Raw genomic sequence first — 14,642 nt, 5'->3', positions numbered from 1 at the left:
CATTGATATATAATATGGGAACGTCCGGCTTTTGTTTTTATATGGAGCAGAAAGCCGGATGCCGCCCTACGGCCCTTATGCAGACCTTCAGCTGTCAGAACATGTGAGGAAACAGGATTCTGAAATGCTATTGTAAGACAGGATACAAGGGAGGATTATGGAAAGAAACATAAGTGTTATCAAAGATGTAAAAGGGAATCAGATCGTTATTGTGAATGACATTCGATTTAAAGGAAAACGAAATATAGATTGGGATGAAGTTGAGCAGTATTTAAAACAATATGTTGGTGAATTCATAGAGATTGCAGGAAGTAAAGAAATTATCTATATTGGCAGTGATTTGCCTGATGAATATTCCGGTTCAAATTATACTGCAAAATTAAAAGGAGCATTGGCAAAGGCGAAAGCAAATGCCGCGCAGGGAATTCCAGAGATGATAGAAATTGCGGAGAATAGACGCTTTCAGGAAAATCTGGAAAGGAAACATAATAAAAATGCGAAATACGGCTGGTATCGATATGATTCCAGATTTGCAATTCCGATTTTTGATGAAAATAATGATGTTTTGCGGTATAATGTATTTCATGCAGAGCTGGTCATAAGACATTCTGAAAATAGAAAATTGTATTTATATGATATTATAAACATAAAAAAAGAAACGAGCACCCCGCTTGAGCCATAAAGCTGTACGGTAAAAAACCCGCTTCTTTTTATGTATTGTATGCTAGAAAGGGAAAAAAGTCAAGAGAAATGTATAACGAAATTCACCTAAATAAAATTGATATAGCCGGAGAGCCTCCCGCAGAGGAGCCTGCCCGCCAGTATTATTTTATGGCAAAATGCCAGGGCTGGGTCCGGGAATTTGAACAGAAAAAGGGACGCCGCCCCACAGCCTTCATACAGACCTTCGGCTGCCAGATGAACGCCAGGGATTCGGAAAAGCTCTTAGGCATCCTGGAGGAAGCCGGCTTTGTCCAGGGAGCGGATGAAAATTCTGATTTTGTGCTTTATAATACGTGTACCGTAAGAGAAAATGCCAATCTGAAGGTTTACGGCCGTCTGGGCTATCTGGGCGGTCTGAAAAGAAAAAATCCGGATATGCTCATTGCCCTCTGCGGCTGCATGATGCAGGAGCCCCAGGTGGTGGAGAAGATAAGGAAGAGCTACCGCCATGTGGATATTATTTTCGGGACCCACAATATTTTCAGGCTGGCGGAGCTGATCTTTCGCCGCCTGACAGAAAAAAAGATGGTGGTGGACATCTGGGAGGGCACCGACGCTATCGTGGAGGACCTGCCGGTGGAGCGGAAGTATCCCTTCAAATCCGGAGTGAACATCATGTTCGGCTGCAACAATTTCTGCAGCTACTGTATCGTTCCCTATGTGCGGGGCCGGGAGCGCAGCCGGAATCCGGAGGACATCATCCACGAGATCGAAGGCCTGGTGGCAGACGGCGTGGTGGAGGTGATGCTTTTAGGGCAGAACGTCAATTCCTATGGAAAGACATTGGAGGAGCCCATCACCTTTGCGGAGCTTCTGCGGCGGGTGGAGCAGATCGACGGACTGGAGCGGATCCGGTTCATGACTTCCCATCCCAAGGATCTTTCGGATGAACTGATTGAAGTGATGAAAAATTCCAGAAAGATCTGTAAACATCTTCATCTTCCCGTCCAGTCGGGCAGCAGCCGGATCTTAAAGCAGATGAACCGGAAATATACCAAGGAGCAGTACCTGGAGCTGGTGGATAAGCTTAGGGCTGCCGTGCCGGATATCTCCCTGACCACAGATATCATCGTGGGCTTCCCGGGAGAGACTGAGGAGGATTTCCAGGAGACCCTGGATGTGGTGAGACGGGTGCGCTACGACAGTGCCTTTACGTTCATTTACTCCAAACGGACCGGGACACCGGCAGCGGCCATGGAGGACCAGGTCCCGGAGGACGTGGTGAAGGACCGGTTTGACCGGCTTTTAAAGGAGGTCCAGGACATTGCCGCCCAGGTGGTGAAGCGGGATGAGGGAACGATCCGGAAGGTGCTTGTGGAGGAAATGGATACCCATGAACCGGGCTATGTTACCGGCCGTCTTTCCAACAACACGGTGGTCCACTTCCAGGGAGACGCTTCCCTGATCGGACAGATCGTGGACGTGTCTCTGGATGAGGCCAGGGGCTTTTACTTCATGGGAACAAAGAGATAAGAGGTAAGAAAGTGGCACAATTATCACCAATGATGACCCATTACCTGGAGACGAAAAAGGAATATCCCGACTGCATCCTGTTTTACCGTCTCGGGGATTTTTACGAAATGTTCTTTGAGGACGCCAGGACCGTGTCCCGGGAGCTGGAACTGACACTGACAGGAAAAGACTGCGGCCTGGAGGAGCGGGCGCCCATGTGCGGCGTCCCCCACCATGCCGTGGAGACGTACTTAAACCGCCTGGTACAGAAGGGCTACAAGGTGGCCATTGCCGAGCAGATGGAGGATCCGAAGCAGGCGAAGGGGCTTGTGAAGCGGGAGGTCATCCGGGTGGTGACTCCTGGCACCATCTTAAGCGACCAGGCACTGGATGAAACAAAGAACAACTACCTGATGGCCGTTGTTTATACGGGAAATAACTATGGGATAGCGACGGTCGATATTACGACCGGCGATTTTTTTGTTACGGAGACAGGCTCCGAGCGGGCGCTCCTGGACGAGATCAATAAGTTTTCGCCGTCAGAGCTGATCTGCAACGAGGCCCTTTATATGTCCGGCCTCAACGTGGAGGAGCTAAGGGACAGGTATCAGATGGCAGTCTCGTCCCTGGACAGCCGGTTCTTTTCTGACGACGTCTGCCGGAAGGTACTAAAGGAGCATTTTAAGGTCTTAAGCCTGGAGGGGCTGGGCCTGGGAGATTATGAAAACGGTATGATCGCGTCCGGCTGTGTGCTCCAGTATCTTTATGAGACACAGAAAAACGATCTGTCCCAGCTTACGAAGCTCACGCCTTATACCTCCGGCCAGTTTATGATGATCGATACCTCCACCCGGAGGAATCTGGAACTGGTGGAGACGCTGCGGGAAAAGCAGAAACGGGGATCCCTTCTCTGGGTCCTGGACCGGACCAGAACGGCCATGGGAGCCAGGATGCTCAGGTCCTTTATCGAGCAGCCGCTGGTCCGGAAGGCAGAGATCGAGAAGCGCCAGGCTGCGGTGGAGGAGCTGAACATGAACTTTATCTCCAGGGAGGAGATCCGGGAATACTTAAATTCCGTCTACGATCTGGAGCGGCTCCTGGGCCGTATCAGCTATAAGACTGCCAACCCCAGGGATCTTCTGGCGTTTAAGACCTCCCTGTCCATGCTGCCGCACATCAAGCGCCTGTTAAATGAGTTTTCCTGTGACCTTTTAAAGGAGATCCATGAGGAGCTGGATCCCCTGGAGGATCTTTATGACCTGGTGGACCGGGCCATTGTGGAGGAGCCGCCCATTACGGTGCGGGAAGGCGGGATCATTAAGGACGGGTACAGCGAAGAGGCAGACCAGTACCGGAAGGCCAAGACCGAGGGGAAGGCATGGCTGGCAGAATTGGAGTCCCAGGAACGGGAAAAAACAGGGATCAGGAATCTGAAGATCAAGTTCAACAAGGTGTTCGGCTATTATTTTGAGGTGACCAATTCCTTTAAGGAGCTGGTGCCGGATTATTTCATCCGGAAGCAGACCCTGACCAACGCCGAGCGGTACACCACCGACCGGTTAAAGGAGCTGGAGGACGTGATCATGGGGGCCGAGGACCGGCTTTACACCCTGGAATATGAGCTGTTCTGCGGCGTCCGGGACCAGATCGCCGGAGAGGTGGTCCGGATCCAGGGCACTGCCAAGGCCATTGCCGGAGCCGACGTGTTCACCGCCCTGTCTGCGGTGGCCATGCGGAACAACTATGTGAAGCCGAAGATCAATGAACGGGGCGTCATCCATATCCGGAACGGCCGCCACCCAGTGGTGGAGAAGATGATGCGGGACGATCTGTTCGTGGCCAACGACACGTATCTGGACAACGGAAAGAACCGGATCTCAGTGATCACAGGCCCCAATATGGCCGGAAAATCCACCTATATGCGCCAGACGGCCCTGATCGTCCTCATGGCCCAGATCGGAAGCTTTGTGCCGGCAGATGAGGCCAATATTGGGATCTGCGACCGGATCTTCACCCGTGTGGGAGCCTCCGACGACCTGGCTTCGGGCCAGAGCACCTTTATGGTGGAGATGACGGAGGTGGCCAATATCTTAAGGAACGCCACAAAGAACAGCCTCCTGGTCCTGGACGAGATCGGCCGGGGGACCAGTACCTTTGACGGACTTTCCATCGCATGGGCGGTGATCGAGCACATCAGCAATCCCAGGCTCCTGGGAGCCAAGACGCTGTTCGCCACCCACTATCACGAGCTGACCGAGCTGGAGGGCACCATAAACGGCGTGAACAACTACTGTATCGCCGTCAAGGAGCAGGGCGACGATATTGTATTCCTGCGGAAGATTGTAAAGGGCGGGGCCGATAAGAGCTACGGCATCCAGGTGGCCAAGCTGGCCGGGGTGCCGGATTCGGTGATCCAGCGGGCCAAGGAACTGGTGGAGGAGCTTTCCAGCGCCGATATCACGGCCCACGCCAGGGAGATCGCCCAGATGTCGGCGTCCTCCGTCCAGCATAAGGCCGTGGCAAAGCCCGATGAGGTGGACTTAAATCAGATGTCCATTTTTGATACAGTAAAGGACGACGATATCATAAAGGAGCTGGGGGATCTGGAGCTTTCCACCATGACCCCCATTGACGCGTTAAATACCTTATACCGGCTCCAGACCAGGCTGAAAAACCGCTGGCAGTAGGGGCCGTACCGGGAAAGGGAGGGATCTTTATGCCGATCCAGGTGCTGGATCAGAATACCATCAACCAGATCGCCGCCGGAGAGGTGGTGGAACGGCCGGCTTCTGTGGTGAAGGAGCTGATGGAAAACGCCATTGACGCAGGGGCCACGGCCATCACTGCGGAGATCCGGGAGGGAGGAATCGGCTTTATCCGCATCACCGATAATGGCTGCGGGATAAAACGTGAGGAGCTTCCGCTGGCATTCCTCCGCCATTCCACCAGCAAGATCCGGTCGGCAGAGGATCTTCTGACAGTCTCCTCCCTGGGTTTCAGGGGCGAGGCCTTATCCAGCATTGCCGCTGTTTCCCAGGTGGAGCTGATCACGAAGACGGGAGACAGCCTGACCGGCTGCCGGTACCAGATCGAGGGAGGGCAGGAAAAGAGCCTGGAGGAGGTGGGAGCGCCCGACGGCACTACGTTTATTTCCCGGAACCTGTTCTTCAATACCCCGGCCCGGCGGAAGTTCTTAAAGACCGCGGCCACGGAGGGAGCCCATGTGGCGGATCTGGTGGAAAAGATCGCCCTGTCCCATCCGGAGATCTCCATCCGTCTGATCGTCAATAACCAGAATAAGCTCCATACCTCGGGAAACCATAACCTGAAGGATATTATTTACACCATTTATGGCCGGGAGATCACGGCGGAGCTTCTGCCGGTCTCCGTGGAAACGGAGATGTTCCAGGTGTCTGGATTCATTGGAAAGCCCTCCATCGCCCGGGGCAACCGGAATTTTGAAAATTATTTCATCAATGGCCGGTACATAAAAAGCGGCCTCATCGCCAAGGCCATTGAGGATGGCTACAAGAGCTATATGATGCAGCATAAATATCCCTTTACCATGCTGCACTTTACGGTGGAGCCGGAATACATCGACGTCAACGTCCATCCTTCCAAGATGGAGCTCCGGTTCAAGGACGGGGAGTTTTTGTATAAGACCGTCTGCCAGATGATCCAGGGGGCCCTGTCCGGCCGGGAGCTGATCCCCCAGGTGGAGATCACAGGAAGGGATGAGGAGAAGAAGGAGCCGGGAAGATCCGGAGCCGGGAATGAGGCTTCCGGGAAAGAGACCTCCCACCGGGCTCCGGAGCCCTTTGAGAAAAAAAGGATGGCCGCCATGGGGGTCCTGGAGGAACGGTCTCCCTATGGGGACCGGAGAGCCGGGACTGGAAGCCGGACAGCGATGCCGTCCGTGGGCTCCGGCCCCGCTCCGGCACGGTCCGGGCGGCCAGAGGGAAAGCCCACGGGCTTTTCGGAACAGCCAGTCCGGCAAACGGAGCCGTCCGTCCGGGCCGCGGGGTTGCAGGGCCGCGGGACAGAGCAGCCGGTCCAGCCGGCGGAGGTGCCGTCCCGCCCAATGGAGCAGCCAGTCCGTCCGGCCAGGGAACCGTCCCGCCAGGCAGAGCCGTCAGCCCGGCAGCTTAAGCCGGAGGTCCATCGTACAGAACCTCCGTCCCAGGCCGCAGAGCAGATGGAGATGTTCGATGACCGCCTGCTTTCAGAAAAGGCCAGGAGCCGCCACCGGCTCATCGGACAGGTGTTCGACACCTACTGGCTGGTGGAATATAACGGGAGCCTGTATATCATCGACCAGCACGCCGCCCATGAAAAGGTGCTGTTTGAAAAGACGTTCCGGTCCTTAAAGTCCAGGGAATATACCTCCCAGTTCATCAGCCCTCCCATTATCCTGACCCTTTCCATGCAGGAGGAGGAGCTATTAAAGAAGCACATGGACGTCTTTACCAGGGTGGGCTTTGAGATCGAGCCCTTCGGCGGGAACGAGTACGCCGTCCGGGCTGTGCCGGACAACCTGTTTTCCCTGGCCAAAAAGGAGCTTCTGATGGAAATGCTGGACGGACTTTCCGAGGACAGCGGGGCCGCAGGGCCGGAGGCCGTTTACGACCGGATCGCCTCCATGTCCTGTAAGGCGGCGGTCAAGGGAAACAACCGCCTTTCAGAACAGGAAGCGGACAGGCTCATCGACGAGCTGCTGGGCCTGGAAAATCCCTATGCCTGTCCCCACGGACGGCCCACCATCATTTCCATCAGCAAATATGAAATGGAAAAGAAATTTAAGAGGATCGTGTGATGAAACAGCCTTTAATCATACTGACAGGGCCCACGGCGTCGGGAAAGACGGCGCTTTCTGTGGCCCTGGCCAAACGCATCGGCGGTGAGATCATCAGCGCCGATTCCATGCAGGTCTACCGCCATATGGACGTGGGCTCTGCCAAGGTGACGAAAGAGGAGATGGACGGGATCCCCCACTACCTCATCGACGTGCTGGATCCGGAGGAAGCCTTCAACGTGGTGGTATTCCAGGATATGGCGAAAAAGGCCATGAAAAGGATCCGGGAAAACGGCCATATCCCCATTGTGGCCGGAGGGACGGGCTTTTATATCCAGGCCCTTTTATACGACATCGATTTTACGGAAAACGACGGCGATATGGAATACAGGCACAGGCTGGAGGCGCTGGCAGAGAAGGAAGGGCCGCCGGTCCTCCATAAGATGTTAATGGAGCGGGATCCGGAATCGGCAGAGGCCATCCATGAAAACAATGTGAAGCGGGTGATCCGCGCCCTGGAGTTTTACGAAAAGACCGGGGAAAAGATCTCCGCCCACAACGCCGCAGAGCGAGAGAAGACCTCGCCCTACAACTTTGCCTATTACGTCCTTAATATGGACCGGGGAAGGCTTTATTCCCGCATTGACAGGCGGGTGGACGAGATGCTGGAAAACGGCCTGGTGGACGAGGTGGAGAGGCTGAAGGCCATGGGCTGCACCAGGGATCTGGTGTCCATGCAGGGCCTGGGCTACAAAGAGATCCTGGACTGCCTTTCCGGGGAGACCAGCCTGGAGGAGGCTGTCTATATCCTCAAGCGGGATACCAGGCATTTTGCCAAGCGGCAGCTGACCTGGTTTAAGCGGGAACGGGATGTGACCTGGGTGGACCAGGAACGGTTTTCCTTTGACCGGGATCAGATCCTGGAATGGATGACCAGGGATCTTAAGGAACGGAAGATCATAAAGTAACGGGAACCGGCGGCAGGGCCGGAGGAAAGAAGAAGGAGCGAAAATAAAGTCATGGAACTTACAGGAATGTATGAACAGCTCGGAATTTCCGAGAAAGTGCTTAAATTTGCCAGAGAAACGGAGGCTGCCTTAAAGGAGCGGTTTGAGGAGATCGACGGGGTGGCGGAGTATAATCAGCTGAAGGTCATTAAAGCCATGCAGGAGGCCAGGGTCAGCGATATCCATTTTGCAGGCACCACCGGCTACGGCTATAACGATCTGGGCCGGGATACCCTGGAAGAGGTATACGCCAGGGCCTTTCACGGCGAGGACGCCCTGGTGCGTCCCCAGCTGATCTCCGGGACCCATGCCCTGACGGTGGCCCTTTCGGGCAACTTAAGACCTGGAGACGAGATCCTGTCCCCGGTGGGAAAGCCCTACGATACCCTGGAAGAGGTTATCGGCATCCGGGATTCCGTGGGCTCCTTAAAGGAGTTCGGCATCACATACAGCCAGGTGGATCTGCTTCCCGACGGCAGCTTTGATTTTGAAGGGATCCGGAAGGCCATCAATGAGCGGACGAAGCTGGTGGAGATCCAGCGGTCCAAGGGCTACGCCACCCGTCCCACCCTTTCCGTGGCGCGGATCGGAGAGCTGATCTCCTTCATAAAGAGCATAAAGCCCGATGTGATCTGCATGGTGGACAACTGCTACGGCGAATTTGTGGAGACCCTGGAGCCCACAGATGTGGGAGCGGATATGATCGTCGGCTCTCTGATCAAAAATCCCGGCGGCGGCCTGGCTCCCATCGGCGGTTATATCGTGGGAAGAAAGGACTGCATCGAGCGGGCAGCTTACCGTCTGACGGCTCCCGGCCTGGGCAAAGAGGTAGGTGCCAGCCTGGGCGTCAGCCAGTCCTTATACCAGGGCCTGTTCTTAGCCCCCACGGTGGTGGCCGGGGCCTTAAAGGGCGCAGTATTTGCCGCAAACCTGTATGAGAAGCTGGGCTTTGGCGTTGTTCCCAACGGAAGCGAGAGCCGTCACGACATCATCCAGGCCATTACCTTCGGGACTCCCGAGGGCGTGATCCGGTTCTGTGAGGGGATCCAGGCGGCAGCACCGGTGGACAGCTTTGTAACGCCGGAGCCCTGGGCCATGCCGGGCTATGATTCCGATGTGATCATGGCAGCCGGGGCCTTTATCCAGGGAGCCTCCATCGAGCTTTCTGCCGACGCGCCCATCAAGCCGCCCTATGCCGTTTACTTCCAGGGAGGTCTTACCTGGTACCACGCAAAGCTGGGGATCTTAATGTCCTTACAGAAGCTTTGTGACGCGGGGATCGTAAATCTTTAAAAAATTTAAAGAAACTTTTAAGAAGTGACGGCGGCGGTTTCTGGCCGGACGCATTGTATTGAATGGAAAAATGTGTTATATTGTGTAGCATACGCGAGGTAGTATCATGAGAAGCAAAAATTCCTGGGTGCTTCTGCTCATGGTCTTATCCGGTATCGTCTTAGGCGGCTTCATCGGGGAGGCGGCGTCGGGAGTGCCGTTTTTATCCTGGCTGAACTTTGGCCAGTCCTTTGGGTTAAATGATCCCCTGGTACTGAACCTTGGGATCCTGGTCATTACCTTTGGCTTGAGCATCCGGATCACCATGGCCAGCATCATTGGCGTGATCATCGCCATTCTGACGTATCATTTCATCTGACACCGGGAGAAGTAAGGTACTTGGAGAGCCGGAAAGGCCAGGTGTACCAGAATGAATGAAAAGAGAACCGAAACCATGAAAAACCTGCCTGTTTCTGAACGGCCCTATGAAAAGGCCATGGAACAGGGCGTGGAGGTCTTATCGGATGCGGAGCTTTTAGCTGTGATCCTGAGGACCGGTACAAAGGATATTTCTGCCAGGGCCCTGGCAGAGAAGATATTGACGCTGGGAGATCCTCCGGGACTTCCCGGCCTTCTTCATCATACGCTGCCGGACTATAAGGCAGTCCGGGGCATCGGAAACGTGAAGGCCATCCAGCTGGCGGCAGTGGGGGAGCTTTCCAGACGGATCTGGAAGGCGGTCCGATCCGGCAGGGAGCTGGTCTTCGACCATCCGGCGGTGATCGCCGATTATTTTATGGAGGAGATGCGTCATATGGAGCAGGAGCATGTGAAGCTCCTGGTGCTCAACACGAAAAATGTGCTGATCCGGGATGTGGATATTTCCAAGGGGACGGTCAACGCCTCCCTGGCCACGCCTAGGGAGCTGTTTATTGAGGCTCTCCGCTACCGGGGCTCCTCGGTGATCCTGCTCCATAACCATCCCAGCGGCGACGCTGCCCCCAGCCGGGAGGACTGCCTGTTTACAAAGCGGGTGGAGGAGGCCGGGAAATTGATAGGCATCCCGCTGTTAGACCATATCATAATCGGGGATACTTCCTATGTGAGCCTGAAAGAACGGGGAATTCTGTAACAATGAAAAACACCAGATATTTTTTATTCGGACTGTCGGCAGTCTGTGTCTGCATGATCGGCATTACATCCTTAAACGGCAGTCTTTTAAATCCGCTGCGGAATGCGGTGGGCTATGTGCTGGTCCCGATCCAGTCGGGGATCAACGCCGTGGGCGGAAGCATCTATAAGGAGGCCAGCGCCCTGGGGAGCTTAAAGGACACCATGAAGGAAAACGAGACCTTAAAGGCCCAGGTGGATGAACTCACAGAGGAGAATACAAGGCTCCGGGCAGAGCAGCAGGAGCTGGAGCGGCTCCGGGAGCTTTATGAGCTGGATACCCAGTACATGCAGTACCAGAAGGTGGGGGCCAGGATCATTGCCAAGGATTCAGGAAACTGGTTTTCTGTGTTCCGCATCGACAAGGGGGCGGACGACGGTATTAAGGAAAATATGAACGTCATTGCCGGCGGCGGCTTAGTGGGCATCGTCACGGATGTGGGAGCCAACTATGCCACGGTCCGGTCCATCATCGACGATTCCAGCCAGGTCAGCGCCATGGCCCAGCAGTCCGGGGATACGTGCATGGTGTCCGGGGATCTTAAGCTGTTCAAGGAGGGGCGGCTGAACCTGGGATATATGGAAAAGGACGACGATATCCGGGACGGGGATATGATCGTAACCTCCAACATCAGTGAAAAATTCCTGCCGGGTATCCTCATCGGCTATGCTACGGATATCACGGTGGACTACAATGACAACCTGACGAAATCCGGCTACGTGATCCCGGTGGCCCAGTTCGACCGTCTCCAGGAGGTGCTGGTGATCACAGATCTAAAGGAGGCAGGGCCTGAATTTGATGAATAGTAATTTAAAACAGATCGCGCTGAACCTTGTCCTGCTTTTGCTGGCGTTTTCGGTCCAGACCTGCGTGTTCCCGCTGCTGCCGTTCCTTTCAGCCTACCCGAACCTGATGCTGATCCTGATCTTCTCCTTTGGGTTTATCCGGGGAAGCGCGTCGGGCATGTGCTACGGACTGGTGGCCGGACTGCTGATGGACCTTTCCTCCGGCGGCCCCATGGGATTTTATACGCTGTTCTATATCTGGATGGGATATTTAAACGGCATTGCCACCAGATATTATTACGAGGATTATATCACGCTGCCCCTGGCCCTCAGCGTGGTCAATGAACTGGCATACAACCTGTACCTGTATGTATTCGGCTTTCTGTTCCGGGGACGCCTGGGCTTTGGGTATTACCTTATAAACATCATCCTCCCGGAAACCGTGTTCACGGTGGTGACGACGCTGGCCGTTTACCGCCTGTTCCTGTTTATCAGCAGGAAGCTGGAAGAGATGAAAAAAAGGAGAGACACGACCATTGCTTAACGACCTGTATGAGATACTGAAGGAGTCACTGAAAAAGCTTCTGGCTTCCAGGACCTTTATCCTGGGGGTGTTTTTTGTATTCCTGTTCGGGATCCTGGCCGTCCAGATCTTCCGGCTCCAGATCATCGAGGGCGAGGAATACCAGGAAAACTACATGACCAAAACAAAAAAGACCATCATGCTGGCGGGGACCCGGGGCAATATCTATGACCGCAACGGGAATCTCCTGGCTTATAACCAGCTGGCTTATAATGTGACGATCCAGGACAACGGCGATTATACCACCACCGCTGAGAGAAACCGGATGCTCCTTCTGCTGGTGCAGATCTTAAACCGCCACGGAGAAAAGGTCCGGGGAGAATTTGCCGTGGCCATCGAGCCCTCCGGGGAAATGGTCTACACCACCTCCAGCGAGACGGCCAGAAAGCGGTTCATCAGCGACTACTACGGCTTAAAAGCCCTCTCGGAGCTGGATGCCGAGGACGGGAGCACGCCCTCGGATATCACCCCCAGGGAGATGTTCGACGCCAAATTTAAGGACTATGGGCTGGATAAGCTGACGGATGAGAACGGAGATCCTGTGACACTTACGGACGAGGAGGCTCTGGGGATCATCAATATCCGTTATACCATGGGCTTTACGGCCTACCAGAAATATATGACCACCACCATCGCCTCCAATGTGAGCCGGGAGACCATGACCGACGTTCTGGAAAACTCGGCGGATCTTAAGGGCGTGGCCATCGAGGAGACCACTCTCCGTGTTTACAATGACAGCGTTTACTTTGCACCCATCATCGGCTACACAGGAAAGGTATGGGATGATGAGCTGGAAAAGCTCAAGGAGACCAATCCCGATTACGAGCTGACGGATCTGGTGGGAAAGACCGGCATCGAGGCCTCCCTGGAGCCGGAGCTCCAGGGGAAAAAGGGCTCCCAGACCATGTATGTGAACAGCACGGGCCGGATCGTGGAGATCGTGGAGAAGACCGATTCTAAGGCTGGAAACGATGTGTATCTGACCATCGACCGGGATCTCCAGATCGGGATCTATAATCTTCTGGAGCAGCAGCTGGCCGGTATCATCACCAACAAGCTGGTGAACCGGGACCTGGAGGAGACGGATTACAAAAAGGGCTCCAATATCCCCATTCCGGTGAAGGATGTGTATTTCCAGCTGATCAACAACAATGTGCTGGACATGGACGCGTTTTCTGCTCCGGAAGCGTCCCAGGTGGAAAAATCCATCTATGCCAAGTACAGCCAGTCCAGGGAGCAGACCCTTTCCTGGATCCGGTCGGAGCTGTTGAACGAGAATGCGGCTCCTATGGTCTCTCTGGGTGAAGACCAGAAATCCTATATGCAGTATATTTATTCCTACCTGGTGTCCCAGGAGGTGGTGGTGAGAGACCGGATCGACCGGGATTCCGAGGCGTACCAGGCATGGGCGGCGGAGACGGTGAGCCTCAGGGAGTATCTGTATAAGGGGATCGCTGAAAACTGGATCGACACCACGAAGCTTAAGATGGAGGATAAATATTCCGACGCTGACCACATTTACCAGATCCTGGTGGATTATGTGATCGGGGATCTGGAAACAGACAGCGAGTTTTCAAAACGGATCTATAAGTACCTCATAAACGGCGGCTCTGTCACAGGAAAGGAGCTGTGCCTGGCCCTGTATTCCCAGAATATCCTGGCTTACGATGAGGCGGAGGTCCGGATGCTGGAGGCCAACGGAGACGAGTATGCCTTCCAGTTCATCCGCCAGAAGATCTCGGATATTGAGATCACCCCGGCCCAGCTGGCCCTGGATCCCTGTTCGGCCGGATGCGTGGTGACCGATGTGAAGACGGGAGAGGTACGGGCCCTGGTGACATATCCCAGCTATGACAACAATAAGTTTTCTGGTACAGTGGATGCGGAATACTATAATAAGCTGAACAACGACATGTCCCTGCCGCTGTTCAACAATGCGACCCAGGCCCAGAAAGCCCCGGGCTCCACGTTTAAGCCCATCATGGCCGTGGCCGCCCTGGAGGAAAAGGCCATCGGTCTTTCTGATACAGTCAACTGTACAGGTATGTATCAGGAGATCACCCCCCATGTGCGGTGCTGGATCTATCCGGGCCAGCACGGCCCCCTGGATGCGGAGCACGGTATCATGAATTCCTGCAACGTGTTCTTTGCGGACATGGGCCACCGGCTCTCTATGGATGAGAACGGCACATATTCTCCGGAGCTGGGAATCGAAAAGATCCGGAAATATGCGGCCATGTTCGGGCTGGACGAGACCTCGGGCATTGAGATCTCAGAAAAGAGCCCCCAGATGACCACAGAAAAGCCGGAGGCCTCCTCCATCGGCCAGGCCAACCATTCCTACTCCAATGTACAGCTGGCCCGCTATATCACGGCCATTGCCAACCGGGGAACAGTGTTTAAGCTGAGCCTTCTGGATAAGCTCACTGATTCCCAGGGGAATCTGATCACTGATTATACGCCGGAGGTACGGTCCACCGTGGACATTGCCGATTCCACCTGGAATGTGGTCCACAGCGGTATGAGAAAGGTGATCTCCGACGGCTCGGCCAAGAAGATCTTCAGTGATCTGGAGGTGGATATTGCTGGTAAGACGGGTACAGCCGAGGAGTTGAAGAGCGGTCATATCATCAACCATGCCTTCTTCGTGTCCTTTGCGCCCTATCAGGATCCGGAGATCGCTGTGACCGTCAACATTCCCTACGGCTATTCCTCATCCAATGCGGCCACGGCGGCCAAGAATATCTACCGGTATTACTACGGCTACACGGATCTGGATTATATCTTAAACAACAGCGCTCTGAACGTTTCCAACGTGGAGATCGGAGAATGATGACAAGGGATCCGGGACTTTTAT

11 protein-coding genes are annotated in these 14,642 nt (G+C 54.5%); all 11 read left to right on the top strand.

Annotation, left to right across the window (positions count from 1 at the left end; translation table 11 throughout):
- The first annotated feature begins 157 nt into the window (after positions 1-157).
- The 11 genes from OCV69_RS00275 (at position 158) to OCV69_RS00225 (ending at position 14,618) form a co-directional block, all read left to right on the top strand.
- Positions 158-682 (top strand): hypothetical protein, encoded by a 525-nt coding sequence (locus OCV69_RS00275; protein WP_158356900.1) that lies wholly within the window; start codon positions 158-160, stop codon positions 680-682.
- Between the two features lie 68 nt (positions 683-750).
- Entirely contained in the window at positions 751-2,196 is a 1,446-nt protein-coding gene (gene miaB, locus OCV69_RS00270) for a tRNA (N6-isopentenyl adenosine(37)-C2)-methylthiotransferase MiaB (RefSeq protein ID WP_158356899.1), read from the top strand.
- A 29-nt stretch (positions 2,197-2,225) separates the two neighbouring features.
- Complete coding sequence (mutS, locus tag OCV69_RS00265) at positions 2,226-4,862, top strand: DNA mismatch repair protein MutS (protein ID WP_158357000.1); 2,637 nt, start codon at positions 2,226-2,228, stop codon at positions 4,860-4,862.
- 29 nt (positions 4,863-4,891) lie between these two features.
- Positions 4,892-6,988 carry a DNA mismatch repair endonuclease MutL gene (gene mutL, locus OCV69_RS00260; RefSeq protein ID WP_158356898.1) on the top strand — a complete coding sequence of 699 codons (2,097 nt, stop codon included), beginning with the start codon at positions 4,892-4,894 and terminating at the stop codon, positions 6,986-6,988.
- Positions 6,988-7,935 (top strand): tRNA (adenosine(37)-N6)-dimethylallyltransferase MiaA, encoded by a 948-nt coding sequence (gene miaA / locus OCV69_RS00255; protein WP_158356897.1) that lies wholly within the window; start codon positions 6,988-6,990, stop codon positions 7,933-7,935. The genes mutL and miaA overlap by 1 nt, the downstream gene beginning before the upstream one ends.
- A 51-nt stretch (positions 7,936-7,986) precedes the next feature.
- Positions 7,987-9,267, top strand: a complete 1,281-nt coding sequence (locus OCV69_RS00250; protein ID WP_022274612.1) for a methionine gamma-lyase family protein — start codon at positions 7,987-7,989, stop codon at positions 9,265-9,267.
- A 106-nt stretch (positions 9,268-9,373) separates the two neighbouring features.
- Entirely contained in the window at positions 9,374-9,625 is a 252-nt protein-coding gene (locus tag OCV69_RS00245) for a DUF4321 domain-containing protein (protein WP_022274611.1), read from the top strand.
- Between the two features lie 51 nt (positions 9,626-9,676).
- Entirely contained in the window at positions 9,677-10,378 is a 702-nt protein-coding gene (gene radC, locus OCV69_RS00240; protein WP_022274610.1) for a RadC family protein, read from the top strand.
- A 2-nt stretch (positions 10,379-10,380) separates the two neighbouring features.
- On the top strand, positions 10,381-11,223 hold the full coding sequence (gene mreC / locus OCV69_RS00235) for a rod shape-determining protein MreC (protein ID WP_158356896.1): 843 nt from the start codon (positions 10,381-10,383) through the stop codon (positions 11,221-11,223).
- Positions 11,216-11,746 carry a rod shape-determining protein MreD gene (gene mreD / locus OCV69_RS00230; RefSeq protein ID WP_158356999.1) on the top strand — a complete coding sequence of 177 codons (531 nt, stop codon included), beginning with the start codon at positions 11,216-11,218 and terminating at the stop codon, positions 11,744-11,746. The genes mreC and mreD overlap by 8 nt, the downstream gene beginning before the upstream one ends.
- Positions 11,739-14,618, top strand: a complete 2,880-nt coding sequence (locus OCV69_RS00225) for a penicillin-binding transpeptidase domain-containing protein (protein ID WP_158356895.1) — start codon at positions 11,739-11,741, stop codon at positions 14,616-14,618. Before mreD ends, OCV69_RS00225 begins: the two co-directional genes overlap by 8 nt.
- Positions 14,619-14,642 lie beyond the last annotated feature (24 nt).

It is taken from the genome of Alitiscatomonas aceti, from assembly GCF_025567195.1.
In the GTDB taxonomy this organism is placed as follows: Bacteria; Bacillota; Clostridia; order Lachnospirales; family Lachnospiraceae; genus Alitiscatomonas; species Alitiscatomonas aceti.
Note: the sequence above shows the minus strand (reverse complement) of the source record. Positions and strands in the feature narration are given on the sequence as shown.